We start from the raw sequence: 15,669 nt of genomic DNA, 5'->3' as shown, positions 1-15,669 counted from the left end.
TACCGCAACAGCACAGCCGGGCGTGGGTTCGGCCCTACAACGCGGGGCGTTTGGCCACCAGCAGCCAGCTGTTGAAGGGGGTACGCCCGTGCAGCGGCCGGGGTGCGGTCACCTGCAATCCGGCTTCGGTCAGCGCCGCCTGTAATACCTGCGGATCGGGATAGTGGCGCGGTCGCGTGCCCATCCAGCCGACCAGCCAGGCCAGCCGGTCCGCCACCCGCGTGGTGCGGTCGCGGCCATCGCCGGTGGCCAGCGGCGTGCGCAGCAGCAGGCGGCCGCCGCGGGCCACCTGTGCGCTGGCCGCGCGCAGCAGTGCCTGCTGTGGGCCCGCGTCCAGGTACTGCAGCACGTCCAGCAGCAGGACGTGCCCGGCCTGCGCCGGCAGCGGCGCCTGCACATCCACGCAATCGAAGCGCACGTCATGCAGGTCGGCGGCAGCACGCTGCGCGCGGGTGATCTTGCCGGCATCCACGTCCACGCCAAGGTAGCGCTGGGTACCGCCGCGCTGGCGCAGTACATGGGCGAACAGGCCCAGCCCGCAGCCCAGGTCCAGCACCGGCTGCCCATCGTCAGGCAGATGCTGCAGCACGCCGTCGTACAGCGGATCGCTGCCGAGCTTGCCACGGGTGTAGTAGTAGTCGCGGCGGCTGCCCCAGGCCTGCGCCGGGCGGAAGGCCTCGGCAATCAAGCGGGCCTGCGGGGCCGTCAGGGGAGTGCAGGGCAGGGGCGGGCCGTTCCGTGGCGTGCCGTCCATCGCCTCAGTCCGTGCCGCCGAGCAGGTGCGCGGCCACCGGAAGGGCGCGTGCGCTCCACAGCGCGTACATCCGCGCCGAAGGGTGCAGGCCATCCTCGGCGATCATCGTCGGGTCTTCGCCCTGTGCGCGGCTGATATCGGTGATGTCGACGAAGGCCACGCCCTGCTGGGTGCTGATCACCTCGGCTGCCGCGTTGAACTCGTCGGTCTCGATCTCGATCCCGGCCAGGTCGCGGCCACTGCCTGCGCCGAACGGGGTCGCGCCCCAATCGGGGAAGGACAGCACCAGCACGCGTCCGGCATCACCGCCAGCGAAGCCGATCGCCCGCTGCAGAAGCGCCTGGAACTGGCTGCGGTATTCGTCCAGCGGACGCCCGCGGTACTGGTTGTTGACGCCGATCAGCAGGCTGACGAAATCGAACGGCCCCTGCGGCGCAGCCGCATCGATGCCCGCATCGAGTTCGTCGGTGGTCCAGCCGGTGGTCGCAATGGTCTGCGGATCGGACAGCTCAATGCCCTGCGCACGCAGCGTGGCGGCCAGCTGGTGCGGCCAGCGGCCTTCGACTGCAACCGCTTCACCGATGGTGTACGAATCGCCCAGCGCCAGGTAGGACAGCGCCACGCTCAGGCCACCGAACGGCGCGGCTTCAGCGGCACGACCTTGGTCGCGTCCTCGGCACGCCGCGCCAGCACGCGGTCGATGCGCGCGAACACATCGCGCATCACCGAGGCCTCCGGCATCAGGGTCACGCGGAAATGATGGCGGTAGGGCACGTTGAAGCTCGAGCCCGGCACCACCAGCACGCCTTCGTTGTTCATCAGGTCCAGCGCGAAGCTGTGGTCGTCGAAGCCCTTCGCAGCGGCGCCGACCACGGCCGGGAACGCGTACAGCGCGCCGGCCGGTGCGACCAGCGACAGGTGCTCGCTGGCTTCGCAGGCCTCGATGACCGCGCGGCGGGTTTCATACAGGCGGCCGCCCGGCGTGCACAGTTCGGAAATGGTGTCCGGACCGTTCACTGCGGCCTCGATGGCGTACTGGCCCGGCACGTTGGCGCACAGGCGCAGCGCGCCCAACAGGTCCAGTGCCGCGCGGAAGTCACCCAGGCGGGCATCGTCGCCGCTGAGGTGGGCCCAGCCCACGCGCCAGCCGCAGGCGCGGTGCACCTTGCTCAGGCCGCTGAAGGTCAGGCACGGATGATCACCGGCCAGCGGCGCGACCGGCTGGAACACCGCGTCGTCGTACAGGATCTGGTCGTAGATCTCGTCGACCAGCAGCAACAGGTTGTGGCGGCGTGCGATCTCGACCACGCGCTCCAGCAGTTCGCGCGGGTAGCTGGCGCCGCTGGGGTTGTTCGGATTGATCAGCACGATGGCGCGGGTGCGCGAGGACACCAGCGTCTCGATCTCGCTCGGGTCCGGCTGGAAGCCGTTCTCCGGTGCGCAGCGGTAGTACACCGGACGGCCATCGTTGAGGATGGTCGAGGCCGACCACAGCGGGTAGTCGGGCGAGGGCACCAGCACTTCATCGCCCGGGTTGAGCAGCGCACGCAGCGACAGGTCGATCAGCTCGCTGACGCCATTGCCGAGGAAGACACGGTCAGGGTGCGCATCGGGCGCGCCACGACGGGCGTAGTAGCTGGCGATGGCTTCGCGCGCCACCGGCAGGCCCTGCTGGTGCGTGTACGGGTCGGTGCGGCCCATGTCGTCGGCGATCGCACGCTGCAGGTGCTCCGGCGCGCGGAAGCCGAAAGCGCCCGGATTGCCGATGTTGAGCTTGATCAGCTTGCGGCCCTGCGCCTCCAGCTCCCGGGCTCGCCGCGCCAGTTCTCCGCGGATTTCGTAGCGCACTTCGGAAAGGCGCTCGCGGATGGCCAGGGGCTTGGGCGAGTTGGTGGACATGGGAGCTGGGCCGTCAAAAGGCATGGGGCTTCCATCCTACCGGAATTGCTGCAATGCATGGCAAGGGCGCCGGGCCCGTCATTGCTGGGCTGGCAGGGCGCCGGCACAGGTAGAATGGCGGCGATGACCCAGACCCCCGATTTCATCGCCCTGCAGACCATTGGCTGGCCCTGGCCGGGCCCGGCGCAGCAGGCCGACTGGCAGGCCGCAATGGCCGCACATCCGCAGGCCCGCCCGGCACGGGTGATCGAACAGCACCGCACCCACTACGTGGTGGCCGATGGCCCGGATGCGTCGATCAAGGCCGAGTCGCTGCCGGAATGGCAGCGCCCGCGCTTCCCCAGCCATGAACGGCCGGCGGTGGGTGACTGGGTGCTGCTCGATGGCATCCGCATCGTCGCCCTGCTGCCACGCCGCACCGCGATCAAGCGAGGCGCCGCCGGCGAGCACTACCACCAGCAGGTGATCGCGGCCAATATCGACACGGTGTTCATCGTCTGCGGCCTGGATGCCGACTTCAATCCGCGCCGCATCGAGCGCTACCTGCTGCTGGTCGGCGGTGGCGGTGCCGAACCGGTGGTAGTGCTGACCAAGGCTGACCAGACCGAGTACAGCGAAGACGCGCTGGCGGTGCTGGAAGAGCTGGAGATGCAGGGTATCGCGCTGCATGCGATCAATGGCCTGGATGCCGACAGCGTGGCGGTGCTGCAACCGTGGCTGGGCCCGGGCCGCACGGTGGTGCTGGTGGGCTCGTCCGGTGCCGGCAAATCGACGCTGACCAACACCCTGCTGGGCGAGCAGCGGATGAAGACCAACGCGGTGCGCGCCAACGATTCGCGCGGACGCCACACCACCACGCACCGCGCACTGATGCCGCTGCCGACCGGCGCCTGCCTGATCGACACCCCCGGCATGCGCGAGCTGAAGCCGACCGGTGAAGAGACGCTGTCCGAAGGCGGCTTCGCCGATATCGAAGCGCTGGCCGCACAGTGCCGTTTCAACGACTGCAAGCACCAGCAGGAACCGGGCTGTGCCGTACGCGCAGCGATCGACGCAGGTGAGATCGAAGAGAGCCGGCTGCTCAACTACTTCAAGCTGAAGGAAGAAGTGGCCGCCGCCGCCGCCAAGCTGGCGGTCCGCCAGGCCGAGACCGCGCAGGAGCGTGGCGGCAAGAAGGGCAAGGGCCAGCAGTTCCGCCCGGCCGGCAAGCCGCGTAGGCGCTGATCGGTACCGCGGGGGCGGATCCCATTGCACCGCAATGGGCGCTGACCCCAATGAACCCGCCTCTGCCTGCTTCGGGCAGATGCCAACTGCCCGCTCCTGACAGGTGCCAACCCTGGTTGGCACGGGTGTGTCCGAAGCCCACCGTCGGCGGACGCCAACCAACGTTGGCACCTACCAAAGCAAGGGCAGGGCGCTATAGTCCGCGCATGGAACCGACTGCGACGCTGGACCGTGACGTGGCCCACCATGCAGCGCTCGATGCGCGCCTGGTCGAGGCCGTGGGAGGCATCCGCCTGCTGGGCCTGACCAGTTGGCCGGCAACGGTGCAGGCACCGTTCCTGGATAGCGTGGCACGTGGTCAGCCGGTGCTGCCGAAGGTGGATTACCCACGGCTGGACTTCAGCGAAGAACGTCGCGCGCTGGCCGCGATCGCCGCCGACTGCGACGACAGCCACCCACTGGGCCACTACGTGCGGCAGTCGGCGCAGAGCTGGGACCTGGCCGCGCAGCTGCTGGAAGGGCTGGGCACCGCCGCGGTCGATACCTGTTCGGTGCAGCTGTTCGGCGCACCCGAGCAGCCGCTGCCGGGCAATGGCCCGAGCACGCGCGAAGCAGCGCGCCACTTCATCCAGATTGCCGCCGAACTGGACCACGAACTGCTGGCGCCGGAAGAGCAGGTGCCAGTGTCGGCCATCGCCCTGCAGCTGCAGCTGCAGAACGACCTGGATGCCTTCTTCGAATCGCGCATCATCCAGGTGCAGCTCGACCCGGAACTGGTGTCCAAGGCGGCTGCCGGCCCGACCCGCATCCGACTGCGCACCAGTGCCCGCTTCAGTGCCTACGACCGCGCGCAGCTGTTCCACCACGAAGCGCTGGTGCATTCGCTGACCGCATTGAATGGCCGCGAACAGCCGGTGCTGCCGAGCCTGGCATTGTCTTCGCCGCGGGTGACCGCGACACAGGAAGGCCTGGCCACGTTCGCCGAGCAGATCACTGGCAGCATCGACATCGAGCGCCTGAAGCGCATCAGCCTGCGTACCGAAGCGATTGCGATGGCACGCGAAGGCGCCGATTTCATCGAAGTGTTCCGCTATTTCTGCGACGCCGGGCAGAATGCGGAGGAGAGCTTCGCCTCGGCACAGCGCGTGTTCCGCGGCGTGCCGCCGAATGGCGGCCTGGCCTTCACCAAGGACACGGTGTACCTGCGCGGCCTGGTGTCGGTGCACACCTTCTTCCGCCACATGCTGGCCGAGGACCGCCTGCAGGTCTGCCGCTGGTTGTTCGCCGGCAAGATGAGCCTGACCGATGCGATCGCGTTCGCGCCGTTGTTCGAGGCGGGGGTGCTGAAGCCGCCGCGCTGGCTGCCGCACTGGGTGAGCCGGGCGAACGGCCTGGCCGGGATGCTGGCGTTCTCGCTGTTTGCCAACCGGATACGGATGGACCAGCTGGCGCCGGAATGAAATGCGTTGGCGGGATGATGCGCTGGCGCCTCGATTGATGTCGCTGGGCGGCGGTGGGGCACCCTGGCCAGGACACGCCGTAAACCCATCCATGGGGGCTCGATCGGCGCATCCATGCGCCTCACGGTCCTGGCCAGGGTGCCCCACCGCCGCCAGACAGTTTCCCGCGCGGGCGGCAGCACATCATCGCGCCGAAGGGATTGCGCTTGAAAAGCAAAGAGCCGGGCAATGCCCGGCTCTTTGCTTCTGCTCTTCTTTGCCTTCCGCACCGTGGCGCGGGAAGCCGTCGAGCAGGGTCGGATGGGCCGGCGCAGGACCGTTGGCGCCATGGATGGCGCCATCGAGCCCCCATGGATGGGTTTACGGCGTGTCCTGCGCCGGCCCATCCGGCTCTGCCCCGCGATGATAATCAAGACGCTGCGGAGCAACGCTTTCGACTTAGAACTCCGCCGCCACCGTCATGAACAACTGACGCGGTGCGCTCGCATGGATCGCATAGCGCGTGCCCTTCGGATCGGTCGGCGCGAACGAGCTCAGTTGGCCGGCATAGCGCTTGTTGGTCAGGTTGGTCGCGTTCAACGACACCCGCACGTTGCGCAGGCCCAGGCCCGGGCCGAAATCGTAGCCCGCACCGGCGTCGAAGGTGGTCACGCCCGGCACCGACTGGTCGTTGGTGTAGGTGTAGTAGCGCTTGCCGGTGTACTTGGCACGCAGGCTGGCGAAGAAGCCATCGCGGTTCCAGCTGATCTCACTGGAGGCCATGCGCTGCGGCGTATCCACCGTGATCTTGCCGGCCACCGGAACGATGGCGCCGCCCGAGGTGTAGTCATCCTCGTAGGTGGTCTTGTTCCAGGACAGCGCGTTGTACCACTGCAGGCCGTCGATCGGCTTGAGGATGAAGGTCAGTTCCGCGCCGTAGCTCTTCACCGAACCGACGTTGATGAAGCGCGTCACGCACTCCGGACGCGTGCCGACTTCGATGCTCGAGCACGGGTTCAACGACAGCAGGCGGTTGTCGAACTTCACGTTGTAACCCGCGATCGACGCCTGGTACTTCTCGCCGAAGGTACGGAAGCCGGCTTCCAGGCTCTTGGACTTCTCCGGCTCCAGGCCGGCGCTGGCCGCGAACGATTCCGGCGACACCTGCAGCGGGCCGCCGCTGCCACCGCCGACGAAGGCGGCGATGTTTTCGGCGTACGAGGCGAACAGCTCGTTGTTGGCGTTGAGCTTGAAGCCCAGGCCCACCTGCGGCAGCACCGATTCCTTGGCGGTCAGCGTGCCCGAGGCGATGCTGGTTTCCACGCCCGGCTGGGCGGTGGCACGCATGCGGGTGTTCGGGCTCTTGATGCCCACATCCACGGTCAGGCGCTGGTCCAGGAAGCGCATGCGGTCCTGTACGTAGAACTGGCGCGTGCGGATGTCGAAGTCCTGGTTGAACAGCAGGCGGTCCGGGTTCTTCAGGTACAGGTCGTCCAGGAACGGGCCACTGATGTAGTAGAAGTTGCGCGAGACGTTGTGGTCGTTCTGCTCGTACCACAGGCCGGCTTCCAGTTCGTGGATGCCCACCGTCCACGACAATGCGGCGGTCAGGCCATCGCGGTTGATCGTGTAGTTGGTGCTGCGGATCGAGATCGGCAGCATCCTGTCGGTGCCCGGGTAGGATGGCTGGCCCGGTGCCCACCAGTGGCCCTGACCACGGTTGTCGTGGTGATAGGCCAGCAGCTTCAGGCGGCCCTGCTCGCCCAGGCGAAGGTCGGCATCGACCGAATAGAGATTGTCGTCGCGCAATGCGCGGCTCTGGTAGTAGGCATCGTCGATGCTGTTGACGCCGCCGCTGAACTTGCAGCGCGCCTTGTTGTAGGTGCCCGGCGCGCAGTACGCAGCGGCCACGGCGCGATCCCAGTCCGGCGCGTAGATGTTCCAATCCCAGCCCAGGCCACGCGCCAGCATGTCCTTGGACAGGTAGGCGTAGTTGGCCTGGCTGGCGCGCGAGGTGGCCACGAACGCCCCGAAACGGTGGTCGCCGACATTCCACACTGCCTTGGCGTTGAACTGGCGGGTGGTCTGGTTCTGGTAGGGCGCGGCCCACATGTCCTGGTCCTGGTGCACGCCGGACACATAGGCCGAGAAGCCGTTGATGTCACCGGTATCCACGCGCAGGTAGCCACGGCGCTGGCTGTTGTCGCCGACGGTGACGCTGGCGCGGCCACCGAATTCGGTGGACGGGTCCATCGAGAAGTACTGGATGGTGCCGCCCAGGTTGCTGGTCGAGGCCACGCCCAGCGAACCGATGCCCTGCGACAGCTCGGCACCGGCCAGGTTCTCGGCGATGATCGCGCGGGCGATGCTCAGGCCGTTGTAGTTGCCGTAGCTGTTGTCGCCCAGCGGGATACCGTCCAGCGTGTAGCCGAGGCGGCTCTTGTCGAAGCCACGCAGGCTGATGGTCTGCGATTCCTCGTTGGCACCGAAGGCGTCGTTGGACTGCACCGACACGCCCGGCAGGCGGTCGAGGATCTTCTGGCCGCTGGTGCCCGGCGGCAGCACCTGCTTGTCGACGGTGGTGATGCGCTGCACCTGGCGGGTCTCGCCCTGGCCGATCACGGAGACGGTATCCAGCGTCTGCGCGCTCAGCGCGGCATCGGTGCTGGCGCCGGTATCGGCGGCGGTGGCGGCATGGGCGCTGGTGGCGGCGGAGAGCGCGATCGCCACGGCGATCGTCAGGTGTCGGGTCTGCATGGTGGTCCGTTGCATTGGGGGTGGTCACCGGCACGCGTGCGCGGTGCATGGCCACTATGCGAACGGAACATGAAACCTTCTTTACGGAAAACCAACGAACGGTGCAGGGCAGTGGTGCGTGTCCTGCAACATGTTCGTCATGGTGGTAGGCCGGTGGGAATCAGAAGCGCTCCCCAGGCCAGCTCAATTTGAGCTGGTCCATGCAGTCGCGGTCATGTTCGGAGAATGAGAACCCGATCTGGATGCCGTTCACTACTGTGCCGAACACCGTCGACTCGTCCAGGCTATGCCCTGACGGCACGGAAAGGACATTGAAGTCGGGGTAGCGACGACCCATCTGCTTTCGCGAGATGCAGGCGCCGCTCAGCCGCAGCGTAATGCCTTTGATGATTCGCCCGGACGCGTCGGTGTAGATCTGGCCAGAGGGCCCCTTGATCCTCCCAGCGACCACGAATGGCGCCAGATCGATGGTGGCGCTGTCGCCCCGGCCCATTCTTGCTTCCGAACGCGAGCCGGCCGGAGCCAGGGGTGATAGCTGCGCGACAAGGTCAGAGCGTGACAGCTGCAAGGACCAGCGCTCCACGAGCCGCCAGGTTGCACCCGCCTCTTCCGCAGTGGCAGCGGGTGGCGTGGCCGCCAGTGGTGAGCTGGCGACCACAAGAAGCGCAATCAGCAATGCACGCATGCCTACCTCCTTGATCCGCGATTCCGGCCGTTCGTCCATCGGGCTCAGCGAGCGTTGGCAGGTATAGCACCGGTTCTGCCGATGTATCGGGCAATGCGTCCCGAATATGCAGAAGCAAAAAAAGGGGCCGCATCCCCCTCGCAAGCGAAGGTTCACCGGCCCCGCGCACTCCGTGGGGGAGGAGGTCCACGCCTTGCGTGGAGACGGGCTCAACCCATGTACAGACCACCGTTGACCGCGTAGTCGGCACCGGTCACATACGAGGCTTCATCCGACGCCAGCCACGCGCACAGGCCGGCCACTTCCTCGGGGCGGCCCAGGCGGCGCACTGGTACCGAGGCAGCCAGCCGGTCCAGCACATCCGGCGGGAAGCTGCTGATCGCCTGGCTGGCGATGTAGCCCGGCGACAGCGTGTTGACGGTGACCCCGCGCGACGCAACTTCGGCAGCCAGCGCACGGCTGAAGCCATGCATCGCGGCCTTGGCGGTGGCGTAGTTCACCTGGCCGATCTGTCCCTTGTGGGCACTGACCGAACCGATGTTGATGATGCGGCCCCAGCCCCGCGTGGCCATGCCGTCCACCACCTGCTTGGTCAGGTTGAACAGCGCGTTGAGGTTGGACGCGATCACCGCGTTCCAGTCCTCCACCGTCATCTGCCGGAACAGCAGGTCGCGGCTGCCGCCGGAGTTGTTGACCAGCACGTCCACTTCACCGACTTCGGCGCGCACCTTGGCGAACGCCGCGCTGGTCGAGGCCCAGTCGGTCGCGTTGCCTTCGGAGGCGATGAAGTCGAAGCCCTGTTCGCGCTGCTCGCGCAGCCAGTTGGCCTTGCGCGGCGAGTTCGGCGCGCAGCCGGCAACCACGGTGTGGCCGCTGCGGGCCAGGCTCTGGCAGATGGCAGTGCCGACACTGCCCATTCCACTGGTGACGTAAGCGATTCGAAGCGTCATTGCAGAAGGCTCCTTGGCAAAGGGTCAGGCGGCGAGGGGATACAGGCCGAACAGCAGGCTGCCGACCATCAGCAGCATCGAGATGGCGATGGCCCACTTCAGGGTGAACTTCTGGTGGTCGGCGAATTCGACCTTGGCCAGGCCCACCAGCAGGTAGGTGGACGGCACCAGCGGGCTGAGCAGGTGCACCGGCTGGCCGGCCAGCGAGGCGCGCGCCATTTCCACCGGGGTGATGCCGTAGTTGCCAGCGGCCTCGGACAGGATCGGCAGCACGCCGAAGTAGAACGCGTCGTTGGACATGAAGAAGGTGAACGGCATCGATGCCACCGCGGTGATCACCGCCAGGTACGGGCCCCACGATTCCGGAATGACGGCCAGGAAGCTGTGCGACATCGCTTCGACCATGCCGGTGTTGTTGAGGATGCCGGTGAAGATGCCCGCGGCGAAGATCAGCGACACCACCGACAGCACGTTGCCGGCATGGTTGACCACGCGACGGCGCTGCTCGGCCAGGTTCGGGTAGTTGATCACCAGGGCGATGGCGAAGCCGACCATGAACAGCACCGGCATCGGCAGCACGCCGATGATCAGCGCGGTCATCAGCGCCACGGTCAGGGCCAGGTTCACCCACAGCAGCTTCGGGCGCTTGATGTCTTCGGCGTCTTCCACGGTCGGCAGCGGATTGCTGTCATCGGACACGCTGTTGTCCATCCAGCTGCCGCCCTTGGGCAGGGTCACCACGCCGAGGCGACGGCGTTCCTTCAGGCCCAGGTACCAGGCCAGCAGCAGCACGCCGGCACAGGCGATCACCATCGACGGGATCAGCGGCACGAACACGTCGGCCGGGTCCACGTGCAGCGCGGTGGCCGCGCGTGCGGTCGGGCCGCCCCACGGGGTCAGGTTCATCACGCCGCCGGCGAGGATGGTCACGCAGGTCATGTTCAGCGCGTTCATGCCCAGCCGCTGGTACAGCGGCAGCATCGCCGAGACGGTGATCATGTAGGTGGTCGAGCCATCGCCATCGAGCGAGATCAGCATCGCCAGCACTGCAGTGCCAAGCACGATCTTCATCGGGTCGCCCTTGACGAAACGCAGGATCACCCGCACCAGCGGATCGAACAGGCCGGCGTCGATCATCACCCCGAAGTAGAGGATGGCGAACATCAGCATCACGCCGGTCGGCGCGATCTTCTTGATGCCCTCCAGCATCATCTCGTCGATGCCGGCACCGAAGCCACCGATCAGCGCGAACAGGATGGGAATGGTGATCAGGGCGACGAGCGGCGACAGGCGCTTGCTCATGATCAAGTACATGAACGTAATGACCATGCCAAAGCCGAGGATGCTCAGCATCATCTGCGGACTCCTTGCGAAAACAGGACGTGGGGAGTGGAAGGGGCCCGGGCGGAATGCCCGGAATGTCGGGCCTAGAAGTCGTACTGCAGGCGGCCGGTGACCGCGCGCGTGCGGTCCACCGTCACCCCGGCCAGGCGATCACGGTTACGGCTTTCGATCACGTTGAGCATGAAGCGCAGGTTGTCGCGCAGGTACCAGTTGCCACCCAGCGTCCAGGCTTCGGTACTGCCGCGACGCAGGTCCGGCGCACCGTCGAGATGCTGCGCGCCCCACATCTGGTCGTAGCGCAGCGCCACTTCGAAGGCACCGGCCTTGTGCCGGATGTCCTTCACCCGCGCGAATCGACCGGTCTTGCGGTCGTAGGCACGACTTTCGCCGGTGACGAACCAGCTGAGCATGCCGTAGGCCGCCATTACATCGCCGCGCTGCGCGCCGTCGTCGAAGGTTGCGCCACTGAACTCGCCCTGCCACGACAGCGGGCCGCGCACCTGCGCGTATTCCAGCGACCACTTGTTGACGTCGGTATCGCGGCCGGCGGAGAAGTCGACCAGGGTCAGGCGGCTGTTGTCGGACAGATGGCCGGCCGGGCGCGGGCGGATGCGCAGGCCGGGCACGCCGTTGGCGCCGGGGTTGTCGTAGGCCTCGCGGGCCAGCGACAGGCCCAGGTGCAGCACGTCGCCATCGCTGGGCGAGGGCGCCCAGGTGACGCGGCCACCGGCAGCGCGACCCTTCACCTGCCAGGCGTCGATGCTCTCCAGGCTGTAGAGGCTGACCGCCCAGGTGAAGTCACCGGGGTTGGCCTGCCAGGACGCACCCAGGCGGTACAGCGGCGCCAGCGTGGTGCCGGCGTTGCCGCGCTCCAGGAAGCTGCCGTAGTTGGAGCTGGTACGGTCATCCAGCGAGAAGTACTGCTTGAACTGGCCGACGGTCAGCTTGCCGGCCTTACCGAAGCTGCGTGCCAGGTACACGTCCTTGGCCTCGACGCGGTCGCCGGAGAAATCGGCTTCCAGCTTGTAGTCGACCACGAAGAACTTGCCGGACACGTCAACCCACGCACGGCGGATTTCGGTGTCGTCCTTGTTCGGGGTGCCCCGGTTGTCGTTGTCGAAGGTGGCGAAGTCCAGGTGCAGGCGACCACCGAGGGTGGCGGTGACCGGACGGTCGTCTTCGGCGGCAATGGCCGGCGCCGACAGGGCAGCCAGCGCCATCATGGCGGCAGGGCGCCGCCAGGCAAACGTGAATTCCACAAACCCTCCCAGGTGCGCGCCAGGCGCGCGGCAATCGTGGGCACCGGACGGTGCGCGGCCGCAGTCTGGGTCGGGCAAGCTGTCATCGTCCTGTCAACGGATTGTGCGGTGCAGCGTAAAGCGGCCCGCTGCTGCCTCCGGGCGGGGCCCGGCGAGCGCGGCAGCGGCATGCGGTAGCATTCGTTTCCCCTCCCATCCCCGTGCCCATGCGCCTGCTGCTGGTCGAAGACAACCCGGACCTGGCCGATGCGATCATCCGCCGCATGCGCCGCAGTGGGCATGCCGTGGACTGGCAGGCCGATGGCCTGGCGGCGGCCAGCGTACTGCGCTACCAGAGCTTCGACCTGGTGGTGCTGGATATCGGCCTGCCCAAGCTCGATGGCCTGCGCGTGCTGGCCGGCATGCGCGAGCGCGGCGACAGCACGCCGGTACTGATGTTGACCGCGCGCGATGGCATCGAAGACCGCGTGCAGGCGCTGGATGTCGGCGCCGACGACTACCTGGGCAAACCGTTCGATTTCCGCGAGTTCGAAGCACGCTGCCGCGTGCTGCTGCGGCGTGCGCGTGGCCAGGCCAGCGAAGTGGTGCAGATCGGCGGCTTCCAGTTCGATAACGCCGCGCACCGGGTCAGCCTCAACGGTGAACCGATCGAACTGCCCAACCGCGAATATCGGTTGCTGGAAATCCTGGTCGGGCGCATTGGCCAGGTGGTCGGCAAGGACGAAATCGGCAACGGCCTGTTCGGCTTCGACGACGAAGCCGGTCCGAATGCCATCGAACTGTATGTGGGTCGCCTGAGAAAGAAGCTGGCAGGCGCACCGCTGCGCATCACCACGGTGCGCGGCGTTGGCTACCTGCTGGAAGCCAGTGACGGCAGCGCCGACGCCGATGGCTGACGCGCGTACCGCGAATGCCGCACCGGGCTCGCTGCGGCGCACGTTGCTGCTCTATCTCGGCGCGTTGCTGGCGGTGTTCGCGGTGGCCCTGCTGTTTGCCGCGCGCGGCTATGGCCAGCGCGCCGCCAACCGTTCCTACGATCACCTGCTGGTGTCCTCGGCGTTGTCCATTGCCGATTCGGTGGCCCTGGTCGATGGCCAATGGCAGGTCGATCTTCCCTATGCCGCGCTGGACCTGCTGGCGATGGCTCCGGAAGACCGTGTGTTCTATCGGGTCGCCGACAGTCGCGGCAACCTGATCACCGGCTACGGCGACCTGCCGGCGCCACCGCGCCGGCCCGGCCCGCAACCGCAGCTGTTTGATGCGGCGTACAGCGGCGAGACCGTGCGCTTCGTGGTCGTCGGCCGCAGTTTCGCCGCCGCGTCGGCGCAGGGCGAGGTGCAGGTGCAGGTCGGCCAGACCCGGCGTGCACGTGAAGCGGTTGCGCAGGACATGGTCAACCGTGCATTGCTGGCGATCGGTGTGCTGTCCGGGCTGCTGCTGGCGCTGGTGGCCTTTGGCGTGCATCGCGCGTTCCGGCCATTGGTGCGGGTGGAACGCGAGCTGTCGCGCCGCGAGCCGTCCGATCTGAAACCGCTGGATGCGCGCGTGCCGCGCGAGATGGACCAGATGGTGGCGGCGTTGAACCGCTTCATGGAACGACTGTCCAGCAGCAACGAGACCTTGCGCGCGTTCATGGCCGAGGCCGCGCACCAGATGCGTACGCCGTTGGCTGCCCTGCGCGCGCAGGCACAGCTGGCGCTGGATGACGACGACCCCGAGGACATGCGGCGCAGCCTGCAGGCGATCGAACGCAATGCCACCCACATGAGCCGGTTGCTGAACCAGCTGCTCAGCGATGCCAGCGTGATCCATCGCTCGCATCTGCAGCGCTTTGCAGCGGTGGACCTGGCCGAGACCGTGCACCAGGCCCTGCATGAGGCGCTGCCGCAGGCCGGACCGGCACCGCGCGTGCAGCTGGCGATGACTGCCGAGCCGGTGCAGGTGCAGGTGCATGGTGATGCACTGCTGCTGCGCGAGGCGATCAAGAACCTGGTCGACAACGCCCTCAAGTACGGCGGTGACGGCCCGTTGCAGATCGCGTTGACCGTGGAAGGCGGGCAGGCCGTGCTGACCATCGCCGACCACGGTGCCGGCATTGCCGCCGCCGATGCCGAACGCGTGTTCGAGCGCTTCGCCCGTGGCGAAGGCGCGCCGTCCGGCGGCGCCGGGCTGGGCCTGGCCATCGTCAAGCGCGTGGTCGACAGCCATGGCGGTCGCATCGACCTCAGCAATCGCCCACAGGGTGGGCTGGTCGCCACCATCCGCCTGCCCCGGAGCAGTCCATGATCCGCCTGTTTGCTGCTGCTGTTGCCTTGCTGCTGGCCCTGCCGGTGCTTGCAGCACCGGGCGACGTGCGCCGCTTCCCGGCCCAGGCAAAGGCCACTGCGCAGCTGCGCATCCACGGCACCACCGACATCGAAGTGTTCGCGGTAGTGATTGCCGACTACCAGCGGCTGCACCCCGGCACTGAGGTGGTGTACGAGGACATCATCACCCAGGACCTGTACGCGCGGTACCTGCACGACCGCGGCGGACCGGCATCGCCGGACCTGCTGATCTCCAGCGGCATGGACCTGCAGACCAAGCTGGTCAACGACGGCCACGCGCTGCCGCATCGTTCGGCGCAGACCGCTGCGCTACCGGCCTGGGCGCAGTGGCGCAACGAGGCCTTCGGCATCAGCTACGAGCCGGTGGTGATGGTCTACAACACCCGCGCACTGCCGGCTGCGAAGGTGCCGCACACGCGTCGGCAACTGCTGGACCGGTTGCGCGCGGAGGGGGCACCGCTGCGCGGCAGGGTCGGTACCTATGACATCGAGCGCAGCAGCGTCGGCTACCTGTTGTCTACCCAGGATGCACAGCGTGGCAGCATCGCCGGCGCGTTGCTGGGCGCGCTGGGCGACAACGACGTGGTGCGCGAGGAGCGCACCGGCGTGCTGCTGGACAAGGTCGCCAGCGGACAGCTGTCGCTGGTCTACAACGTACTCGGCTCCTACGCGCAGGCGCGCATCGACGCGGGTGCGCCGCTGGCGATCGTGGAGCCCGAGGACTACACGCTGGTGGTGCTGCGTACCGCGGTGATTCCACGTACCGGCCCACACCCGGAAGAAGCCCGGCGCTTCCTCGACTACCTGTTGTCACCGCGTGGCCAGCAGGTGCTGTCGCGCGAGGCACGCCTGATGCCGATCGTGACCGGCAACGCACGTGGTGACGATGCGCCCGGCCGCAGCCGCCGCCCGATCCAGCTCGGCCCGGGCCTGCTGGTGTACCTGGACGCGCTCAAGCGCCGCCAGTTCCTGGATGCCTGGCGCAGCAGCGTGGAGCCGGCGGGGCGCTGAGGCTCCGGCCTGCCCGTACA

13 protein-coding genes are annotated in these 15,669 nt (G+C 67.5%); 5 read left to right on the top strand and 8 right to left on the bottom strand.

Going from position 1 to position 15,669, the window contains the following annotated elements; genetic code table 11:
* Nucleotides 1–34: 34 nt before the first annotated feature.
* From AC5P67_RS00585 to AC5P67_RS00575, 3 genes are read right to left on the bottom strand one after another with little or no spacing between them, the layout of a single operon-like run.
* Nucleotides 35–754, bottom strand: a complete 720-nt coding sequence (locus AC5P67_RS00585; RefSeq protein WP_285315480.1) for a class I SAM-dependent methyltransferase — start codon at nucleotides 752–754, stop codon at nucleotides 35–37.
* Nucleotides 755–758: 4 nt separating this feature from the next.
* Nucleotides 759–1,376 (bottom strand): SGNH/GDSL hydrolase family protein, encoded by a 618-nt coding sequence (locus tag AC5P67_RS00580; RefSeq protein WP_242874942.1) that lies wholly within the window; start codon nucleotides 1,374–1,376, stop codon nucleotides 759–761.
* Between the two features lie 2 nt (nucleotides 1,377–1,378).
* Nucleotides 1,379–2,653: a pyridoxal phosphate-dependent aminotransferase gene (locus AC5P67_RS00575; protein WP_049459653.1), complete on the bottom strand. Its 1,275-nt coding sequence runs from the start codon at nucleotides 2,651–2,653 to the stop codon at nucleotides 1,379–1,381.
* Nucleotides 2,654–2,767: 114 nt separating this feature from the next.
* On the opposite strand from AC5P67_RS00575, the gene rsgA reads away from it, so the two are divergent.
* Both rsgA and AC5P67_RS00565 read left to right on the top strand, forming a co-directional pair.
* A complete protein-coding gene (rsgA, locus tag AC5P67_RS00570; protein WP_032965961.1) occupies nucleotides 2,768–3,877 on the top strand; it encodes a ribosome small subunit-dependent GTPase A in 1,110 nt (369 codons plus the stop codon).
* A gap of 206 nt (nucleotides 3,878–4,083) precedes the next feature.
* On the top strand, nucleotides 4,084–5,337 hold the full coding sequence (locus AC5P67_RS00565) for a flavohemoglobin expression-modulating QEGLA motif protein (protein ID WP_005414439.1): 1,254 nt from the start codon (nucleotides 4,084–4,086) through the stop codon (nucleotides 5,335–5,337).
* A 438-nt stretch (nucleotides 5,338–5,775) separates the two neighbouring features.
* Here the strand turns inward: AC5P67_RS00565 and AC5P67_RS00560 are convergent, their stop codons facing one another.
* The 5 genes from AC5P67_RS00560 to AC5P67_RS00540 form a co-directional block, all read right to left on the bottom strand.
* A complete protein-coding gene (locus AC5P67_RS00560) occupies nucleotides 5,776–8,073 on the bottom strand; it encodes a TonB-dependent receptor (RefSeq protein WP_049396509.1) in 2,298 nt (765 codons plus the stop codon).
* 160 nt (nucleotides 8,074–8,233) lie between these two features.
* The gene (locus tag AC5P67_RS00555) at nucleotides 8,234–8,758 is read right to left on the bottom strand and encodes a hypothetical protein (RefSeq protein ID WP_062605671.1); all 525 of its coding nucleotides are present in this window, start codon (nucleotides 8,756–8,758) and stop codon (nucleotides 8,234–8,236) included.
* Nucleotides 8,759–8,967: 209 nt separating this feature from the next.
* Nucleotides 8,968–9,708 (bottom strand): acetoacetyl-CoA reductase, encoded by a 741-nt coding sequence (gene phbB / locus AC5P67_RS00550; protein ID WP_005414435.1) that lies wholly within the window; start codon nucleotides 9,706–9,708, stop codon nucleotides 8,968–8,970.
* A gap of 24 nt (nucleotides 9,709–9,732) precedes the next feature.
* Nucleotides 9,733–11,061 (bottom strand): CitMHS family transporter, encoded by a 1,329-nt coding sequence (locus AC5P67_RS00545; protein ID WP_012481220.1) that lies wholly within the window; start codon nucleotides 11,059–11,061, stop codon nucleotides 9,733–9,735.
* A gap of 74 nt (nucleotides 11,062–11,135) precedes the next feature.
* Nucleotides 11,136–12,275 carry an OprO/OprP family phosphate-selective porin gene (locus AC5P67_RS00540; RefSeq protein ID WP_043034042.1) on the bottom strand — a complete coding sequence of 380 codons (1,140 nt, stop codon included), beginning with the start codon at nucleotides 12,273–12,275 and terminating at the stop codon, nucleotides 11,136–11,138.
* 242 nt (nucleotides 12,276–12,517) lie between these two features.
* Here AC5P67_RS00540 and AC5P67_RS00535 point away from each other — a divergent pair, with 242 nt between their 5' ends.
* The 3 genes from AC5P67_RS00535 to AC5P67_RS00525 are packed head-to-tail and all read left to right on the top strand — an operon-like array spanning nucleotide 12,518 to nucleotide 15,649.
* A complete protein-coding gene (locus AC5P67_RS00535) occupies nucleotides 12,518–13,207 on the top strand; it encodes a response regulator (RefSeq protein WP_043034043.1) in 690 nt (229 codons plus the stop codon).
* On the top strand, nucleotides 13,200–14,597 hold the full coding sequence (locus tag AC5P67_RS00530; RefSeq protein ID WP_495214259.1) for a sensor histidine kinase N-terminal domain-containing protein: 1,398 nt from the start codon (nucleotides 13,200–13,202) through the stop codon (nucleotides 14,595–14,597). Before AC5P67_RS00535 ends, AC5P67_RS00530 begins: the two co-directional genes overlap by 8 nt.
* Nucleotides 14,594–15,649: an ABC transporter substrate-binding protein gene (locus AC5P67_RS00525; protein WP_005414429.1), complete on the top strand. Its 1,056-nt coding sequence runs from the start codon at nucleotides 14,594–14,596 to the stop codon at nucleotides 15,647–15,649. Before AC5P67_RS00530 ends, AC5P67_RS00525 begins: the two co-directional genes overlap by 4 nt.
* The last annotated feature ends 20 nt before the right edge of the window (nucleotides 15,650–15,669 follow it).

This window comes from Stenotrophomonas sp. YJH_SMC_21, from assembly GCF_059369555.1.
This window is presented reverse-complemented; position numbering and strand designations above follow the sequence as displayed.

Excerpts from the sequence above, each read along its gene's own strand:
- AC5P67_RS00585 (WP_285315480.1), bottom strand. The coding sequence starts at position 754 with ATGGACGGCACGCCACGGAACGGCCCGCCCCTGCCCTGCACTCCCCTG.
- AC5P67_RS00575 (WP_049459653.1), bottom strand. The coding sequence starts at position 2,653 with ATGTCCACCAACTCGCCCAAGCCCCTGGCCATCCGCGAGCGCCTTTCC.
- rsgA (WP_032965961.1), top strand. The coding sequence starts at position 2,768 with ATGGCGGCGATGACCCAGACCCCCGATTTCATCGCCCTGCAGACCATT.
- AC5P67_RS00565 (WP_005414439.1), top strand. The coding sequence starts at position 4,084 with ATGGAACCGACTGCGACGCTGGACCGTGACGTGGCCCACCATGCAGCG.
- AC5P67_RS00560 (WP_049396509.1), bottom strand. The coding sequence starts at position 8,073 with ATGCAGACCCGACACCTGACGATCGCCGTGGCGATCGCGCTCTCCGCC.
- AC5P67_RS00555 (WP_062605671.1), bottom strand. The coding sequence starts at position 8,758 with ATGCGTGCATTGCTGATTGCGCTTCTTGTGGTCGCCAGCTCACCACTG.
- phbB (WP_005414435.1), bottom strand. The coding sequence starts at position 9,708 with ATGACGCTTCGAATCGCTTACGTCACCAGTGGAATGGGCAGTGTCGGC.
- AC5P67_RS00545 (WP_012481220.1), bottom strand. The coding sequence starts at position 11,061 with ATGCTGAGCATCCTCGGCTTTGGCATGGTCATTACGTTCATGTACTTG.
- AC5P67_RS00540 (WP_043034042.1), bottom strand. The coding sequence starts at position 12,275 with ATGATGGCGCTGGCTGCCCTGTCGGCGCCGGCCATTGCCGCCGAAGAC.
- AC5P67_RS00535 (WP_043034043.1), top strand. The coding sequence starts at position 12,518 with ATGCGCCTGCTGCTGGTCGAAGACAACCCGGACCTGGCCGATGCGATC.
- AC5P67_RS00530 (WP_495214259.1), top strand. The coding sequence starts at position 13,200 with ATGGCTGACGCGCGTACCGCGAATGCCGCACCGGGCTCGCTGCGGCGC.
- AC5P67_RS00525 (WP_005414429.1), top strand. The coding sequence starts at position 14,594 with ATGATCCGCCTGTTTGCTGCTGCTGTTGCCTTGCTGCTGGCCCTGCCG.